The 15,609-nt window shown below is 49.8% G+C and carries 20 protein-coding genes and 1 tRNA gene; 7 read left to right on the top strand and 14 right to left on the bottom strand.

The features are described 5' to 3' along the window. Positions 1-83: 83 nt before the first annotated feature. From P0078_RS15100 to P0078_RS15070, 7 genes are all read left to right on the top strand, one after another. Complete coding sequence (locus P0078_RS15100; protein ID WP_282930760.1) at positions 84-2,243, top strand: AsmA family protein; 2,160 nt, start codon at positions 84-86, stop codon at positions 2,241-2,243. 79 nt (positions 2,244-2,322) lie between these two features. Then, on the top strand, positions 2,323-3,408 hold the full coding sequence (gene mutY, locus P0078_RS15095; protein ID WP_282934623.1) for an A/G-specific adenine glycosylase: 1,086 nt from the start codon (positions 2,323-2,325) through the stop codon (positions 3,406-3,408). Positions 3,409-3,423: 15 nt separating this feature from the next. Further along, positions 3,424-3,699: an oxidative damage protection protein gene (locus tag P0078_RS15090; RefSeq protein WP_282930759.1), complete on the top strand. Its 276-nt coding sequence runs from the start codon at positions 3,424-3,426 to the stop codon at positions 3,697-3,699. A 124-nt stretch (positions 3,700-3,823) separates the two neighbouring features. Beyond that, a tRNA-Phe gene (locus P0078_RS15085) sits at positions 3,824-3,899 on the top strand. 576 nt (positions 3,900-4,475) lie between these two features. Further along, positions 4,476-4,760, top strand: a complete 285-nt coding sequence (locus P0078_RS15080) for a BrnT family toxin (protein WP_282930758.1) — start codon at positions 4,476-4,478, stop codon at positions 4,758-4,760. An 8-nt stretch (positions 4,761-4,768) separates the two neighbouring features. Next, positions 4,769-4,945: a hypothetical protein gene (locus tag P0078_RS15075; RefSeq protein ID WP_282930757.1), complete on the top strand. Its 177-nt coding sequence runs from the start codon at positions 4,769-4,771 to the stop codon at positions 4,943-4,945. Beyond that, the gene (locus tag P0078_RS15070; RefSeq protein WP_282930756.1) at positions 4,942-5,124 is read left to right on the top strand and encodes a hypothetical protein; all 183 of its coding nucleotides are present in this window, start codon (positions 4,942-4,944) and stop codon (positions 5,122-5,124) included. Before P0078_RS15075 ends, P0078_RS15070 begins: the two co-directional genes overlap by 4 nt. 48 nt (positions 5,125-5,172) lie before the next feature. Here the strand turns inward: P0078_RS15070 and P0078_RS15065 are convergent, their stop codons facing one another. The 14 genes from P0078_RS15065 to P0078_RS15000 are packed head-to-tail and all read right to left on the bottom strand — an operon-like array spanning position 5,173 to position 15,583. Next, positions 5,173-5,418: a hypothetical protein gene (locus tag P0078_RS15065; protein ID WP_282930755.1), complete on the bottom strand. Its 246-nt coding sequence runs from the start codon at positions 5,416-5,418 to the stop codon at positions 5,173-5,175. Positions 5,419-5,446: 28 nt separating this feature from the next. Further along, on the bottom strand, positions 5,447-6,406 hold the full coding sequence (locus tag P0078_RS15060) for a hypothetical protein (protein WP_282930754.1): 960 nt from the start codon (positions 6,404-6,406) through the stop codon (positions 5,447-5,449). After that, a complete protein-coding gene (locus tag P0078_RS15055) occupies positions 6,391-7,092 on the bottom strand; it encodes a hypothetical protein (RefSeq protein ID WP_282930753.1) in 702 nt (233 codons plus the stop codon). Before P0078_RS15055 ends, P0078_RS15060 begins: the two co-directional genes overlap by 16 nt. After that, positions 7,079-7,636, bottom strand: a complete 558-nt coding sequence (locus P0078_RS15050; protein ID WP_282930752.1) for a baseplate complex protein — start codon at positions 7,634-7,636, stop codon at positions 7,079-7,081. Before P0078_RS15050 ends, P0078_RS15055 begins: the two co-directional genes overlap by 14 nt. Beyond that, entirely contained in the window at positions 7,633-8,538 is a 906-nt protein-coding gene (locus tag P0078_RS15045; RefSeq protein ID WP_282930751.1) for a hypothetical protein, read from the bottom strand. The genes P0078_RS15050 and P0078_RS15045 overlap by 4 nt, the downstream gene beginning before the upstream one ends. Then, on the bottom strand, positions 8,538-8,738 hold the full coding sequence (locus P0078_RS15040; RefSeq protein WP_282930750.1) for a hypothetical protein: 201 nt from the start codon (positions 8,736-8,738) through the stop codon (positions 8,538-8,540). Before P0078_RS15040 ends, P0078_RS15045 begins: the two co-directional genes overlap by 1 nt. A gap of 3 nt (positions 8,739-8,741) precedes the next feature. Beyond that, complete coding sequence (locus P0078_RS15035; RefSeq protein WP_282930749.1) at positions 8,742-9,386, bottom strand: hypothetical protein; 645 nt, start codon at positions 9,384-9,386, stop codon at positions 8,742-8,744. A gap of 11 nt (positions 9,387-9,397) precedes the next feature. Continuing rightward, on the bottom strand, positions 9,398-11,176 hold the full coding sequence (locus tag P0078_RS15030; protein ID WP_282930748.1) for a phage tail-collar fiber domain-containing protein: 1,779 nt from the start codon (positions 11,174-11,176) through the stop codon (positions 9,398-9,400). Positions 11,177-11,185: 9 nt separating this feature from the next. Next, on the bottom strand, positions 11,186-11,710 hold the full coding sequence (locus P0078_RS15025; RefSeq protein WP_282930747.1) for a phage tail protein: 525 nt from the start codon (positions 11,708-11,710) through the stop codon (positions 11,186-11,188). Next, positions 11,707-12,876, bottom strand: coding sequence for a baseplate J/gp47 family protein (locus tag P0078_RS15020; protein WP_282930746.1), 1,170 nt, complete (start codon positions 12,874-12,876; stop codon positions 11,707-11,709). The genes P0078_RS15025 and P0078_RS15020 overlap by 4 nt, the downstream gene beginning before the upstream one ends. Then, positions 12,873-13,193, bottom strand: coding sequence for a DUF2590 family protein (locus P0078_RS15015; RefSeq protein WP_282930745.1), 321 nt, complete (start codon positions 13,191-13,193; stop codon positions 12,873-12,875). Before P0078_RS15015 ends, P0078_RS15020 begins: the two co-directional genes overlap by 4 nt. Continuing rightward, a complete protein-coding gene (locus P0078_RS15010; RefSeq protein ID WP_282930744.1) occupies positions 13,193-15,109 on the bottom strand; it encodes a phage tail tape measure protein in 1,917 nt (638 codons plus the stop codon). Before P0078_RS15010 ends, P0078_RS15015 begins: the two co-directional genes overlap by 1 nt. Before the next feature lie 4 nt (positions 15,110-15,113). Beyond that, a complete protein-coding gene (locus tag P0078_RS15005; RefSeq protein WP_282930743.1) occupies positions 15,114-15,281 on the bottom strand; it encodes a DUF6890 family protein in 168 nt (55 codons plus the stop codon). Between the two features lie 14 nt (positions 15,282-15,295). Continuing rightward, the gene (locus P0078_RS15000) at positions 15,296-15,583 is read right to left on the bottom strand and encodes a putative phage tail assembly chaperone (protein ID WP_282930742.1); all 288 of its coding nucleotides are present in this window, start codon (positions 15,581-15,583) and stop codon (positions 15,296-15,298) included. Positions 15,584-15,609: the final 26 nt, after the last annotated feature.

The following is a 15,609-nucleotide window of genomic DNA, read 5'->3' as shown; positions in this document are numbered from 1 at the left end:
TAGAAGTGCGCGGGAACATCGAGCCGCGCTGCGGCGTCATATGCGTGACACCACACGACAAATACACAGGGACAATGCTCTCCATGGCCTGGATAAAGCGCACTTTTATCGCACTTTTAATCGTTTTCCTGCTACTCGCTGGCGCCGTCGCCTGGCTGTTAGCAGGACTCGACATCAACCAATACAAACCCCAGTTAGAAAAACTCGCTGCCAAGCAGGGCATCTCCCTGCAACTGGAAGGTGATATCGGCTGGCAACTGTGGCCCAAGCTCGGCCTGCAACTTGAAGATGTACAGCTGGCACCATTAAAGCTGCCAAAACAAACTCTGGTGAAAGCAGAAAAAATTGCCATCGGCGTGGCCCTCAAGCCACTACTGCAACGCAAAGTAGAGGCTGAGGAGATAGTCCTGGTAGCTCCGCAAATTGAGCTCACTGTCGACAAAGAAGGGCGCGGCAACTGGGAGCTGATCAGCGAGGCCCTGGAAGCGCAGAGCAAGCAACCTCCCAAACTCTCCATCCCCAAGGAACAGGAAGAGCCTTCACAACAACAGGTCGACCTGAGCCTGCAAAAGCTGCGTATCGAGAAGGGCTTGGTACTCTATAGCGATGCCCAAACCAACAAAGAGTACAAAGTCCAAGACCTGCAGGTGAGCGTTATCAACCTGGTGCCAGGCGGCGAGCCGGGCAAACTCACTGCCGCAGCAGACCTTACCGGCAGCGACCTCAAACACCCGCTAAAGCTAAAAATTGACAGCACCCTCGCTCTGGATGAGGGCCTCAATGGGCTGCGCCTGCAACCGCTACAAGTAGACCTCACCTCTGAGAACAGCGCCAAGGCCAGCCTGCATATGCGCGGCTACCTGCGCAGGGACAGCAACACCCAACCCTGGCGTATACAGCTTAACGTCAACGCTAATGCCGACCCTCTGCGCCCCTGGTTTGAACTGACGGGCACCGAAATCGATACCCGCGATAAAGCGGCACTGCAAAAGCTGAGTATCGAAGCGAGTGTGGAAGGTACCGAGCAAAAACTCGACCTGACACCGCTGCAATTGAAACTGGACGACGTCACCTTTAGTGGCAACGCCCAGTTGCGCAACGCAGAAATGCCCGGGCTGGACCTGAACCTGCGCGGCGGCGCCTTTAACCTGGATAACTACTTGCCCCCTTCGAACGAAGATGAGGCTGGAGCCGCTTCGGCGGAACAAACCGAGGGAGTGGAAGCACAGAGTGCTCAGGCTCCCGCCGCTGAAGGCAAAAAGCAGGGAGAGCAGGCGGCACAGAGCGATCAAACTGAAACCGCAGAAAAACCAAAGAGAACAGTAGCTGCCAAGCCGCCTGCGGCAGAACCCCTGCCACTGAGCGACCTGCGCGGCTTCAACGCCAATATCAGCCTGGCACTGGACCAACTGCAAGCCGCTGACCTGCAAATGGACAGCCCGGAAATCCAACTCACCGTGGATAATGGCCTCTACCGCCTGCAAAAATTGAGCGCCGATATCTATGGTGGCCAGCTGAACACGAATGGCCAGCTCAACGCTCGCGCCCAGTCCGCCGAGGCGCAAATGCGCGGCGGTCTCACCAATGTCGATATTGGCAAGATCCAGGCCGCCCTCTTCCCCAGTGAAGATGTCCAGCTGGCCGGAGAAGCCAGCGTTAACTGGAGCGCCAGCACCAAAGGCAAAACATCCACAGCCCTAGAGAAAAACCTGCGTGCCTCCATTGAGGTTTCCAGTAAGGAAATGTCGATTTCTCCATTCAACCTGGAGAAAAACATGTGCCAGCTGTTCAGCTACACAGAAAATACCGAAATGCCCACCCGGGACTGGCCCAACAGTACCGGACTACAGGACCTTCGCGCCACCATCGCGGTAAAAGGCGACCAGGTAGATGTGAGCGAAATTCTCGCCGGTATCGAAAATATCGCCCTGACCGGTGACGGAGAGGTGGACCTGAAGAAACAGGACTTCGACTTCAAGCTCGGCTTGGCCCTGGTGGGCGAGAGCACCTCCGCCGACGGCTGTACCGTGCGCAACAAGCGCTGGCGCAATCGCCCGCTGCCGCTGCGCTGCAAGGGCGACTTCGACGATGTGAACATCAGCACCTGTAAACCCGACAGCCGCCGCCTCGACGACTTGCTGCGGGAAGAACTGAAGCACAAAGCCGAAAAGAAATATGGCGATAAAGTTGAAGAAAAGGTCGACGAACTGAAAGAAAAATTGAAAAATCTCTTCGGCCGCTAAGGCCCCTCTGAAGTGCACTGGGGCCCACCCGGTGCACAACTCCAGCGTTCAACCACAGATTCCAGCCCGCAGTATCCCCATGACCCCAAAGCAGTTCCAAAATGCCGTCCTGAAATGGTTCGACAAACACGGGCGCAAAGACCTGCCCTGGCAGCAAGACATCAACCCCTATCGGGTTTGGTTGTCCGAAATCATGCTGCAACAGACCCAGGTCACCACGGTGATTCCCTACTTTGAGCGCTTTATGCAGAGCTTCCCCACCCTGGAAAGCCTCGCCCGCGCGCCTCAGGACAAAGTCCTGGCTCACTGGAGCGGCCTCGGCTACTACGCCCGCGCCCGCAACCTGCACAAGTGCGCCCAGACAGTACTGGAGGAATACGGCGGGGAGTTTCCCCAGGACGTAGAGGAACTGACCGAATTGAGCGGCATAGGCCGCTCCACCGCTGGCGCTATTGCCAGTATCAGTATGGGACTCAGGGCGCCGATCTTAGATGGCAACGTCAAACGGGTGCTGGCCCGCTTTCACGCAGTGGAAGGCTGGCCCGGACAGACAGCGGTTGCCAATCAACTGTGGGAACTGGCCGAGACCTACACCCCAAACCAACGCGTTAACGACTACACCCAGGTGATGATGGACCTGGGTGCCACCCTGTGCACCCGCTCGAAACCACGCTGCGAGGAGTGCCCGGTGAAAAAATCCTGTGTGGCTCACGCCCAGGGCAACCCACAGGATTACCCCGGCAAGAAACCGCGCAAGGAAAAGCCGGTGCGCAGCGCCACCCTGCTCTTGCTTGAACACAAAGGTGAAATCTACCTGGAACAGCGCCCGCCCAGCGGCATCTGGGGCGGACTCTGGAGCCCGCCTGAAGCCGACAATAGCAGCGACTGGCTCAAGGCAAAGCGCTGGCGTGCCAGTGACGTCCAAAGCCTGCCGACCCTGCGACACACCTTCACTCACTTTCACCTGGATATTTCCCCGGTGTGGGTACAACTGAGCAAAGTCCCAGCACAGGTGGCGGAGAGCGGCGCTGGCTGGTATAAACTGCGGCGTTTAAACCGCCCTCGTGCGGCCCAGGAACTGGGGCTACCCGCCCCTATCGTCAAGCTGGCAAAACAACTACTGGCGCTGCAGGCTCCCCTGCTCACGCCGACCACTGCCGACTAAAACCAGGAGGAGTCCATGTCCAGAACCGTATTCTGCCGCAAGTACCAAGAGGAATTGGAAGGTCTGGATGCACCGCCCTTCCCAGGCCCCAAAGGCATGGATATCTTCGAGAACGTTTCAAAGAAGGCCTGGTTGGAGTGGATGTCCCACCAGACCATGCTGATTAACGAAAAGCACCTGAACATGATGGAACCCTCAAGCCGCGCCTACTTGAGCGAGCAGATGATGAAGTTCTTGAGTGGCGAGGAATACGACGCAGCCGACGGTTACGTTCCGCCGGAACAGCAGTAACACAAGGCCCCGAAGCTTCCCCGGCAAAGAAAAAAACTTTTTATAATCAAGGGGTTGACTCTGACTCGGGGAAGGGCTTTAATACGCGCCTCGCGACGCAGGGGAAGCCCAGCAAAATCGCAAAGCCCGGATAGCTCAGTCGGTAGAGCAGGGGATTGAAAATCCCCGTGTCGGTGGTTCGATTCCGCCTCCGGGCACCATCTTTAAACCCGCGTCAGCACTAGCTTTCGCGGGTTTTTTAATTCTACCGCCCTTAAAGTTTTGGCGGCAAAATCCCCCAAAGTGTCAACATTGTGTCAACGCAAAATCACGTTGACACTTTGCTACCCCGCAAGCCATCCGGCTGTGCAATATCCTTTCACTTCTCTTCGTAACTCTTCAAAGTGTGAAATCCAGTTCTTACCCAAACCCCGTACCAGCTCAGGCTCTGGCCGCCAATCTCATTTCATCAACTAAAAGAACGCCAAAAATCGGCAGGCGTGGGGAGGAGTGACCGGCGCCGTTTTTTGTAGTACGTTTTTTAACCGGCTTGGCTTGAGGGCCTAGAAATCTAAGGGGTTAGAAGAAGATTCACAAATTTTTCAGCCAAAGGAGCCTATGAAGGATTTTGAAATCTAATCGATGATAATTTTTTACATGGAATTGCTGAAAACACTTTCAGCCAAAACAAATAAATTTCGAAAAACTCTCTATAAGTGACTGTAGTTGCCATCAAAAAAAACGGATTTATGATTGGCACAACAATTAATAAGGAAAATCTAACCCAAGGATAGAAAATGGATTTTGAATGGGATGAAAATAAGCGTCAAAGAAATCTCGACAAGCACAACATTGACTTTGCTGTAGCAACCGAAGTATTCCAAGACCAGGAGCGTATTGAAACCGAAGATACCCGAGAAGACTACGGCGAAGAAAGAATTCAAGTTATCGGCATGGCTAGACCTGGTATTCTTTTCGTTGTGTATACTGAAAGAAATTCGGGAAACAGCTATCGACTAATCTCTGCACGAAGAGCAAACAGGAAAGAACGTGCAATTTATAATTCAATGCTTGGACAATAGGCTTAATTATGAGTATTAAAAAATACACCCAAGAAGAAGTTAAAGATCTTAAAGACTTAACTGATTATGAACGCCAGAAAAGAATGACTGAAGAAGAAATAGAAAAGGGCGCCAAAACAGATCCCGACGCACTAACTCCAACTGAAGAAGATTTAAAAAAATTTAGAAAGGTAAAGAGAAAATGAGCACCACAAAAGTAACCGAAAAAAATTCCTTTAAGGTGGAGGATAAAACAGACTGGAATAGATTAATAAGTGAAAGCCAAGATTTGGCGGACATAAGATCAAGCCAGGACTTAGAAAACCCTGTCTTGCAGTCTAACAAGTTTGTCAAATCAGAGAAGAAAGTAATCCCGAAAAAATGAAAACTTTTGATTTTAAAGTGCCAGCACAAACTGGCACTTTAACTGAAACTAAGAGCAGCGCTGCTCAACCAATACCCCGCCCCGCAATATTGAATAACGAACAACTTCCCCAGTCTGTATATCCAAGATATTCAACCAACTATAAAAAATAGCTTTTTCTGACTGGGCAATTTCCTCGGCCAGTTCCACTGCCTCTTTCTTGGTAGGTGCTGCAACCTTAAAGCTGTTTGCCCCTCCATTCATCAAATGAACTCCACCTGCAAAAATTGCGTACCTGTTGTTTTTCCCTTTCATGCTTTCCCCCTACTTTTAAGTAATCAGCTTAAGCTACTATTGGCGTTAGCTGCGATTTCAAATTGTCTGCGTTAGTTTGGTGTGCTGTGATTGCGGTATCTTGTGTTGGCTTCTGTCCGCTACTTGGGTGTGAGTGAGTCGCCAGCGTACCAGCGAGGGCCGACACTACGCCGATTAAGTCCTCTAGCACTTTCAGCACGTTTAAAGCTTCGCTCCCCAACCAAACCTTACCGCCGCTTTTTACCTTAATAGTTTGTTCGGCTTTGGCTATAGATTCCCGAATATTCCCGATTTGTTCCTTTAAGTCGCGCCCCGCTGAAATATTAATATCACTAGCGGTTGTAACATTTAGATTGTCCAGCGCTGATAAGTTCAGACTGCCACCCGATAAGAAGCGTAAAGCCCCAAGGGCTTCAATAATTTTTACCCCGGCAATTTCCTCTATCGAGTGCTCTTTAACTTGTCGGTACTCGTTGTCACAGCTGCTTTGTAATTCCGCAGCCTTAATAATTCTGCGTAGTGAACTTTCATTAATATCCCCATGGGTCTCCCGGCTCCACTCTGCTTGCGCGTCCACTCTCTGCCGTACTGAGTCGCTTTGCTGCCATGCTAAATCCTCACGGTCGAGCGCTGGAACTCCAACCCCGCGCGATAATACCGTTCTAATAAATGGCTGATCTGGCTGACCATAGGCAAAAGCCAATTCAACCACCGTCCCAGGTTGTGGGAAACCAAACACGCCGCGTTCATTACCTGCATTTTGCAGCGGTAACGGTACACTACGAAAAATAGGTAACTGTTCATCTGCCTGACCATCAGGCTTTAAAACCTGTACGTCTACTCCGTAGCGTGGGCGGTACTCTTCCGCTAGTTCCTGCTTTTGCATGGGGTCGCTAATCGCTACCACTTTTGCCAGTATTGGCAAATGTAACCCGCTATTAATTTCAGGGTAGAGTCGCGCAATAATTCTTTTTATTTGCTGGTCCAAGGGTCCGCGCTCCAAGTTAAATTCATATAATTCCCAGAGAGTTCTACTTTGGTTGCATAGTGTCCATTGAGTAAAACGCCGGGGCGCAGCCTTGGAATACAGGCGATTTTTGCCCGGTTAGATACTCCAAAGTTCGTTGTATATCCGCTGGGTAATGTCAGGGGGCGGCCTGCCCAGTAACTATCCGCCCAGCTACCGACAAAGACTTTACCGTCCCCCTGTTGCTGCCAGGTGTATTGCGGGATATCAAAGACTTGTCCCAGGTTATCCATCACCCAATACCCAGCCCCCAAACTGTAAAACGCCGGGGCTTTGTTGTCGGTGTAACTCCCGCTACCCGTCAAAAACTGTAACCCCGTTAACGACGAAACAACCCCAAGAACCCCCGCCAAGGTGACATAGCGCTCTGCCAGCGGCACAACCTTAGCCAATGTGGCTGTTAACTCTCGGCACATCAGTTTTTTTTGATCACCATTCACACTGGTGCAACTCACAACATAACCAATAAAGAATCTCTGCAACTGATTAACGTTGTAACCTAAATCTAATTGCACCAGACCATTTAAATTGGCAGCACTGCGCACAGTGAAAGCCGCTCTACCTGGTGTAAACAAATCTAGCCGCACATCATCATTGATGATGGGCACCAGCTCGCCATTTACGGTTAAACGCTTATGCAACTGCACTGCCGCTTTCCTCTTCGTCTGGTGCTAAGGCGTCATCAGCGAGCTTTAAAACCTTTTCAAAGCCGGTGAAAGTTTCGGCTTCTTCTTGGCTGTCTATCCCTGTTTCGGCCACAGCCTCACCGCTGGCGCTCTGTTGTTGGGCGGTCTCAGCTTGTAAGCGCTGCTCTTTTTTCTCGGGAACGGATAAATACTCGGAGAGAGTAAAGTTAATTCTCCAAGCTTTTTGACCTACCATCTCGCGCACGTTGAAAGCTTCATTAAATTGCACTTGGCGAATATTCATTGCCCGTGCGGTATCGTCCACAATATCAAATACCGTCAGCTTTCCATTTTCATCTACGGATTCTGCCTGCTGTAATAAGCTGGACAGGTCGTCCGCGTTATCAAAAGTAATGACTAAAGAGACCGTCAACGCCTTTGGTTTAATGCCGTTCTGCGCACGCTCAGTGCTGCTGGTATTCCCGCCTAGTGATTCCGTCTCAATACGCAAAACCCCATTAACGGCCAACTGTGAACCGCGCAGAGTAAAATCATTTAATCTCATAATCCGAATAGCTCGCGCAGAATAGTTAATTCACCAGGGGCCGCAGCAAATAACATGGCCGCGCTAAAAACGTGGTCATGGTCAAAAGGCTTCGACGCCAATACCTGGTTGGCAATCTCTCGGGTTGTCCCTGTTGCAAATAAGCTATAAGTATTTTCAGTTCCGACAAACTGCGCGGCTAGGCTTACCGTGTTAGCCCGCACTTGATCCAGGTACTGTTGTTTTTTTGCGGCCAAGGTTTGCAGTTCTTGCAGCGGGTCGGTGTTCTCCACTTCATAGCCGTAAGCGCTCGCAATCTCCGCGCCTATGGCTTCTGAAGCCCAGCGGGCTGTCTGCAACTGGGTAAGCTTGCGCGGCCTCCAGTGGCCGCCCAGAGGCGCCCCAGGCAATACCGATTTTTCAGACTCCAGCCTTAGCAGCTGTTCCGCTCGGTGCTCTGCCTCGCAAAGCTCAGAGATAGGGAATAATCCACACACCGTTTTTAACCTGGTTGCGAAGGCGGCAAGGGTTTGCTCTGCAAAAAGCACACACACGGCCTCCAGGTTGCCGCTTGGCTTGTAGTTGTCCCAGGCGTCCCCCAGCTTTGCCGCAAGCGCTTGTTGTGCATTGGGTGCGCTGAGGTGCCTGCTGTAGCTCTCCCCCTGTCCAACGCCCTGTTGATAAGGGTGAACCACTAGCGCGCGCATATCGGCCCCGAAAAGGTCAACCAGGGCATTTTGATTGGCTGCGCTACCGGTTGCGGTGCTGGCGGTTGGGTTTGCCGCAAAACTGGGGGAAATATCCCCCAATCGCGCCAGGGCCGAAGTAATTTCACCACTACCCTGTACCAGCGTAGCGTCTACCGCATCGCTAAGGCTTTGGGCACTGGGTGGAAACTGTATTGCCGCGCTTTGCCAGGTCATTATTTTTCCCAAGGCACAGTTCGTTGAATGCAAGCCACACGAACACCAAAAATAAATATATGGGTTTGCCCCCGTACAATTGCGCCGCGCCCACCTTCTAAAACCTCTATTGTGGCAAGGCTGTTGGTGGTCGCTAGCGGCGTCGTGAAGTGGCGCGGTTCAAAGTGCCAACGGATAAAGCCCCAGATTTTGTTACCCATGATTTAAAACTCCAATGTCTTTAATTGTTCTAAGAATGGGCGCGCAATATCGACATAATGCGCACCCTCTTCAGCTTGCTTGATCTTCGCTTTTGCTCTTATGCGAATATCGCGAATTTTGTCTAAGGCGCTATCCCATTTATTAGCAGCCGATAAAATCGCCTCTGCGGCCTCTTGCGGGGTTACCGCCTCAACTTCTGAGTGTGTTTGAATAACCGCCGGAATATCACCCGAAAACTCAGGCTCTAAAAATCTTTTCGCCTCTGCCCTTACTCGTGCATATTCATCTGTCATGCCGTAGCCGATAGGGACAGAACGCAAGCGCGTTTTTCCGGCAGTGTTGTCGATTAAGTCCAGGGCAAATTGTCGGCTTTGCATAAACTCCTGCCGGTTTGATTCTTCTTCATCTACTTTGGCCTTTTCTTCATTCCACCGATCAATAATTTTTTTAAACGGTGCTATAGAACGAATTTTTCTATGGGTACCATTGCGGTATTCAATTTCACCGCCGGGGTTTTCACCTTCATCACTCCACTGTACAGCCCAGATTGCATCATCGATGAGGCCCACCAGGTCAAAATGAAAACCAACCCCGTTAATAGTGGTCGTATCGTCTCCGGCATCGCCATTAATAATTGAAAGCTTCATGCCTGCTCCTTTTATGCAACACGGATAATATGAGCCGCCGCGTAATAGCGTTGGCGTACATCGACAGTATGTGTGTGGCTACCATCATTATTTATGGTAACGGAGTGATTATGATCACCACTGTCATCTATCGACAGGTTATGGCTGTGGCTGCCGTCGTCTTTTACCGTAACGGAGTGAGTATGAGAGCCGTTACTATTCACACTAACGCTGTGAGTATGCGAACCAGTGGAATTACTTGAGGCTGAGTGATTGTGCGCGCCGCCGCTGCCGTTATTTGATCCTGTAACCGTTAGGCCGTCGCGGTCACTAGGGTCATAGTCAGGCCCGAAACTAGAAGATTCATTACCCGGATATCTCAAAAGCTGCACGCTATTAATATTGTGACCGTGCGAAGGTATCCGCGACGTTGCTAACGTATGGTTCGCAACCGAAATTGTATGAGAATGGCTTCCGGCACTGCCTGTAGATGCACTATGGCTGTGACTACCTGCGCTAGCTGTCGTAGCTGTATGGGAATGACTACCTGCATCATCAGCTTTACCGCCATGGCTATGGCTACCGGCATCACCCGTAGATGCACTGTGCGAGTGACTGCCGCCGTCACCGGTATCGGGTTTATCCGCCCCACCTATATCCCCCGGCTCATATTCATCACCCGCACAAATAATCACGCGATTAATTAAGTTGGGGCGCCCGTCCTGTCCGTCACATAGTGCCCAGCCATCAGGAATATCATCTATTGTCCCATGCCAAGTAACGCCGACATTGAGTGGTATTAAATGATCCAGTGCCGCCCATAATTGTTTTGGGGAAATATACGTTTCATTATCTGCTCGCTCTAAAAGCTGCGTTTGAGTTGCGCGCTTGACAATACCGTGCTCAGTTTCAGAGGCGTATTGCTGCTGGGAAACATAAAGATTAGTACGGGTCTGAATAAAGTTGATCAAGCCCGTATCGTCTACATCGTATACCGTGCGTCTATCTTCAGGATCACCCGTAGCTAAAAGGTATGATATTTTTTCAACATAATGTTGAACCCCTGCACCGTCCGCATAATCAACGGGAGACCCATAAAAAAAAGTAACAACTGCGGATACCTGGTTAACGTCTTTTTGTAGTGAAACATCAAGACACAACTCTTTAGGTAAAGCGCTTGGTGCTGCAATAACGATTTCAGAGGGGTTTACAATGCGTATCCCTTCTATATAGCCAATACCTGGTTGTACTTTGTAATCACCGCCATCAAGAACCACTTTCCAGGCATCGCCAAAGAAACTAGCGCGCCCGTATATATCCCGGTTACTTTCACGCTCTCTAACGTCCATAGCATTAAGCCAGGCGCTTAGGTCTATTTGCCAGGTTTCGGCGGATACAGTGATTCCGGTTGCCAGCTGCGCGTCTGCAAACTGCAAAAGGAAATTTCGGGTAATGTTATTTCCTTGTACACCGTTAGCGGTTGCAGTCTTTAATGTGCGCGGTACATAGGCAGTCGCTACTAAGGTGCCATCACTGGCAATCAAGCCAAGCCAGTTAAAATAGAAATCGCCAACGCTCGTATCCATAGAAAGCGAATAAACTACTTTGTCACTGGTTAAATAGCCTTTCTGAGTTACAGCAGCTGAATGCACTATTTCATTAGCGGCAGGCATGGTCTCCGCTAGATTTACTGACTGTGTATGGTCAAGGCCATCAATATCAGCCAATATAAACTGCGTGATATCTACCGGTTCATCTGCGCCAGTCTGGGCTGCAATATAAGCCGCCCCTGTATTGATAATCGCGGGCATAGTTCCCCCTTAAAGTGAAGCGACTAGATAGCCGTTATCATGGCCACAATCTGCGGTGCGCAATTGCACTTGCAATGGAGTTAAAACTTCAAACTCATAGCGGCGACATATCCGGCCATATTTACTTAAAATGATTTGTAATAGTTCTGGGTTTTCTGCCAACTGTGAGTCGGTTAAATGCAACTTGATCACATCCCAGTCGCGATCCGGTAAGCGTTCTTCAATCTCGATATAACCAATTAATAGCCGTTCAAAGATACGCTTTAAACCGGCTGTGCTGCCCGCATCCTGTGCATTCACAAAAGCGTATTTAACCCGCAAGCGATATAACTGCATGGATTCGCCTTCAAACCGTTCCACCCCTCTTTGCCAGGCAAGCAAATCCAGGGCATCAGGTATACAGGTCTCCGGGTCCAGTTGTCGTACCGGCCAATAAAGCCACTCCTCCACACGCTCCCAAAAGCGTTGGCAAGCATTGCGTAACTTAGAGAGCTGGGGACCGGATAACCAAAAAGGCAGTTTTAAGTCAATCATGCCACTGTCACCGATAGGCTATTAATTCTGGGTAAATCCATTTGACTAACGATGTAATCCAGGCTGAAATCGACACCGCGAAGCAAGTCGAATTGTCTATGTAGCTCGCCACCCAATAGCGAGAAAGAAAAGCGACTCCAAGGCTTAACCAGGGTTGGTTGATAATCTAAATTCCCCCTAAAGGCAGCCCAGATAAAATCCTCAACACTCTTTTTGATTTCATCTTTGGTACCACCACTTAGGCCATCAATGGTGTATACCGTCACCGTAATATCGTGGAAGGTTTCAGGCATGGCATAAATTTTTAAATCATCCCCGTGACCGTGGTTCCCTTCATCGGTGATTTTTTGCTGGATAGTATGGATAAAACTGTCATCTGGTTGACCGGTCTCAAACATCACATAGGCATCAGCGGTACCAGGGCCGCGCGGTGCATCACTGTCAAAAAATACGTTGTCATCATTAACACCATCAAAACTGGCAATTAATGATCGGTAAACAGCGTCTGTGTGCCACTGGTTCACCGCCATATACTGAGTTCTAATTCTCTTTCTTAATTCCTCTGGGTCTTCGTCATCCGTTCCAGGATGTGTAAGCCAGTCTTCCAGGTTGGCTACTGCCACAATACCCGGCAATAAAACCGGCAATACTGAGTAATACCCCGCTGCCAAGTTATAGGCACTGCCCGCCTCTTCAGCTTCCACTGGTGCTAGAACCGTGTCCAATCCATCGCTAAACGTCACCGTTGCTGTTGTTCGTAGGGTATAGACACGGCCATTAATATTGGCACTTTGTATTGCCGTGTTGATGGGCACATCCAGGGAGCCCGAACTATCCGCCCGTAAAAATTGCACAAAGCCTTGGGCCTTACTCTTTGTTTTCGGCTCCAGGTTTACGCCGTCAGCATGTAATGCGAGAAATTCACCGCTTGCGGTCTTCACGTACATTTGTGGCATTACGAGTTTAATTAATGCTTGTATCAACCAAACTATCGGCGTTGTAATTAGCACCGTAACCATTCGCCACCAGGGTGAAATGTCCCGATTATTGGTAAAGGCGACACCTTCCGCGTCTACCTCTTTTTCAAATTCCGCGCGCACCTCTTCTTCAGTGGTTGGGATACCGCCATCTTTTAAAAGGTTGGTAAATAGCTCTTGTTCGCTCATAAGGTAAACTCGATATCTTTAAAATCTACCGTGGTGGCAGTGACTAAAATTTCTCCTTCATCACGAGAAAGGCGCGCTGTACCTGGTTCAATACGGGAATCACTTTCCACCAGGTTCTCAAGTCGAGAAAGATTTAACGCCCATTTGTCGCTCTGGCGCTCACCCACGAGCTCCACCAGCAGGCCACTCTCTCTAATCATGTGTTTGATATCCTGTGCAACGGATGCCCTGTCGCTAATCCCCATAGGAACGCCCAGGGAATCCAGGGCGATATCGTTATTAACAATTAATAAATCCTGGTATTTAGGTTCCGTCATTAGCCCGCCGCCATTTCCATTTCATCTACAAAGCCGTAACCGCTCGCCGGGTTAATTACCTCGACTTTTTCGATATGTGTGCCGCCTTTCTGGTTGTTCTGGATATGCTGGGAGATACCTCCGGCCGGAACAGCACTGGGCTGATACTGAGGCGTTGACGCCTTGGGAATACTTGAGCGCTCTTTCTCTACCGTCGCTTCAATATTAATGCCCGGTATTAGGTTTAACTTTTCAATCACCCAATCAGCAGCGCTACCCAATGCGTCAAACACACCGATATCGCCCAACCAATTTTTAAGTCGGGTAAATAACGCCGGTATCTTTTTAATCTGCTTAAACAAAAACCCAATCAAATCAATGGCGACAAGGAACGGGGCCGCAAGAATTCGGGTAATAGGGTTGCTTTCAATCGCATTACGGATAACCCCCCAGCGTTCAACAAAACCACTAATAAAACCAAGTGCGGCCGCTTTGACGGTGTCCCAATGAACCACCAGTAAAGCAAGGCCAGCCACTAAACCTATTACCGCAGCTGCAATCCAAACCAAGGGATTAGCATATAAAGCCAAACTAAAGAGTAGCGTTGCTATGCGTACAGCCTTAAGCCCTTTAGATAACAACCCTAATGCGCCTGCTCCAAGTGCTGTAATACCTGTCCACGCGGTTTGAAGGCCAATTAATCCCGCTATTGTTAGCTGAACAACCCCACCAACCGCAGCAAAAACTAATACCGTTGCAATTAGGCCACCGATTACCAATACAGTAATGCCTATAGCCTTTGTTAAGTGCGGGAACTTATACGACCAATCAACCATAGTGGCGTTGGCGGCAATCAAGTTATTAATCAGTGGCGTGATAACAGGTAACAGCGACTGACCAATAACCGCCCGCACTGCTTTGCTACTCTCGCGCCAGCGGTCGAAGGGGTCGGCAATTTCCGTTGCCATTCGACGGGCTTTTTCCATCCCTTTGACGTTGCCTAGCGCCTGGATATTGTTTGCTAATCCTTCGGTATCCAGCATTAATTGTTTAATCAATGCCACCGCTTCACCACGGCCAAAGGCTTTTAGTAGCAATTGCCCTTGCTCAACAGAACCCATACCCGCTAGACGGCCCTGAAGTTTTCCAAGAATATCCAGCATGGGTAACATGCGGCCCTGGCTATCTGTTAACTGAAGGCCTAGAACGCCCTGTGCTTTTCCGACCCCTTGTAAAAATGCCTTGTACTTGGTGCCCGCTTCACTGCCGCTCATGGTGGATTGAAGCTGGCCAACAATGGCCATTTGCTCGGCCATTTGAATCCCGTGAGATTGAGCTTCAGCCCCTAAAGTGGAATAGGCGGCGGCCATCTCTGCCCCGGTAGTTTTGAACATCTGTACAGCGGTGGCTGTTTGGCCTGCAACAATTTCGACCCACTTAGCATTGCCCAACCTTTCAGCATCCTTTTGAAAGATGCCGTACATGGTGCCCATATAATTAGTGATAGTGCCCACATCAGACTTTGTGCCCTGAGCTAATACAGCACTAGCTTTAGTAAACCGCGCTAGTTCATCTCCTTTTAGGCCAGAAATAGCGCTCTGAATATCGTAGGATGCCCGGATAAAACCAGCTGCGCTGGTGCCGTACTGAATAGAAGTTGCTAGAGCGCTTCGCTGTAACTTATTCAGTGCCTTACCGTGAACATCAAGACTTTTGACCTCTCCTAATGCACGGTTAATTTCAATAGCGGGATCAAGTAAACCTGAAAGAGAACGCTGTAAAGCCCAGCCGCCCGCAGCTGCACCACCAAGCATTGCACCGCCCGTTGTAGCAGTGGCTTTTAATTGTTTCACCTGTGAGTCAATCTTTCCGATTGGACCACTAGCCCTATCAATCAGAGCTATTCGAAACATTAGCTTTTCTAGCTTGGTGCTCATTGCGTCAATTTTTCCAGGCTTTACCAATACCGTTAGTTACGGCTGCTTCAAAGTTCTTCCAGTATTCCCGCTCTAACATCGTTGCAGTTGCCAAGGTGTCCTCTGTAAGAGGCTCACCCGGCAACCACTTCCGGGCATAAGCGCATAACTGGCTATACCCGTTTTCCGACATTGCGTCGGCGAGCGCTAACGCTTTTTTACGGTAACTTGCAGATCCGGGGTATAGGCTTCATAAATATCTGTGCCAATGGCAATTTCACTTCCAGGCATATCCGTTAGCACTTTCAACAAGGTTTGCTTGCCTTCGTCAGTCACCGTAGAAACCAGGAAATTATGAAAGGCGTTGACTTTATTACCTGGCCCTAACTGGTTAACCAGCTTGTTGTAATCACTGCGAGTAACTTTGAACTGAACCTCATTACCATCAATAGTGACTTCAAATTCTTGTGTGTTTTCGTTGGTAGCGTTTGCCATGATATTTCCTTAACTAAAGTTGATTT

Origin of the sequence: Microbulbifer sp. VAAF005, assembly GCF_030012985.1 — a bacterium.
Lineage (GTDB): Bacteria > Pseudomonadota > Gammaproteobacteria > Pseudomonadales > Cellvibrionaceae > Microbulbifer.
Note: the sequence above shows the minus strand (reverse complement) of the source record. Positions and strands in the feature narration are given on the sequence as shown.

Excerpts from the sequence above, each read along its gene's own strand:
- P0078_RS15065 (WP_282930755.1), bottom strand. The coding sequence starts at position 5,418 with ATGAAAGGGAAAAACAACAGGTACGCAATTTTTGCAGGTGGAGTTCAT.
- P0078_RS15015 (WP_282930745.1), bottom strand. The coding sequence starts at position 13,193 with ATGACGGAACCTAAATACCAGGATTTATTAATTGTTAATAACGATATC.
- P0078_RS15090 (WP_282930759.1), top strand. The coding sequence starts at position 3,424 with ATGTCCAGAACCGTATTCTGCCGCAAGTACCAAGAGGAATTGGAAGGT.
- P0078_RS15100 (WP_282930760.1), top strand. The coding sequence starts at position 84 with ATGGCCTGGATAAAGCGCACTTTTATCGCACTTTTAATCGTTTTCCTG.
- P0078_RS15000 (WP_282930742.1), bottom strand. The coding sequence starts at position 15,583 with ATGGCAAACGCTACCAACGAAAACACACAAGAATTTGAAGTCACTATT.
- P0078_RS15075 (WP_282930757.1), top strand. The coding sequence starts at position 4,769 with ATGAGTATTAAAAAATACACCCAAGAAGAAGTTAAAGATCTTAAAGAC.
- P0078_RS15025 (WP_282930747.1), bottom strand. The coding sequence starts at position 11,710 with ATGATTGACTTAAAACTGCCTTTTTGGTTATCCGGTCCCCAGCTCTCT.
- P0078_RS15080 (WP_282930758.1), top strand. The coding sequence starts at position 4,476 with ATGGATTTTGAATGGGATGAAAATAAGCGTCAAAGAAATCTCGACAAG.
- P0078_RS15035 (WP_282930749.1), bottom strand. The coding sequence starts at position 9,386 with ATGAAGCTTTCAATTATTAATGGCGATGCCGGAGACGATACGACCACT.
- P0078_RS15040 (WP_282930750.1), bottom strand. The coding sequence starts at position 8,738 with ATGGGTAACAAAATCTGGGGCTTTATCCGTTGGCACTTTGAACCGCGC.
- P0078_RS15050 (WP_282930752.1), bottom strand. The coding sequence starts at position 7,636 with ATGAGATTAAATGATTTTACTCTGCGCGGTTCACAGTTGGCCGTTAAT.
- P0078_RS15010 (WP_282930744.1), bottom strand. The coding sequence starts at position 15,109 with ATGAGCACCAAGCTAGAAAAGCTAATGTTTCGAATAGCTCTGATTGAT.
- P0078_RS15070 (WP_282930756.1), top strand. The coding sequence starts at position 4,942 with ATGAGCACCACAAAAGTAACCGAAAAAAATTCCTTTAAGGTGGAGGAT.
- P0078_RS15030 (WP_282930748.1), bottom strand. The coding sequence starts at position 11,176 with ATGCCCGCGATTATCAATACAGGGGCGGCTTATATTGCAGCCCAGACT.
- P0078_RS15045 (WP_282930751.1), bottom strand. The coding sequence starts at position 8,538 with ATGACCTGGCAAAGCGCGGCAATACAGTTTCCACCCAGTGCCCAAAGC.
- P0078_RS15020 (WP_282930746.1), bottom strand. The coding sequence starts at position 12,876 with ATGAGCGAACAAGAGCTATTTACCAACCTTTTAAAAGATGGCGGTATC.
- P0078_RS15005 (WP_282930743.1), bottom strand. The coding sequence starts at position 15,281 with ATGTCGGAAAACGGGTATAGCCAGTTATGCGCTTATGCCCGGAAGTGG.
- mutY (WP_282934623.1), top strand. The coding sequence starts at position 2,323 with ATGACCCCAAAGCAGTTCCAAAATGCCGTCCTGAAATGGTTCGACAAA.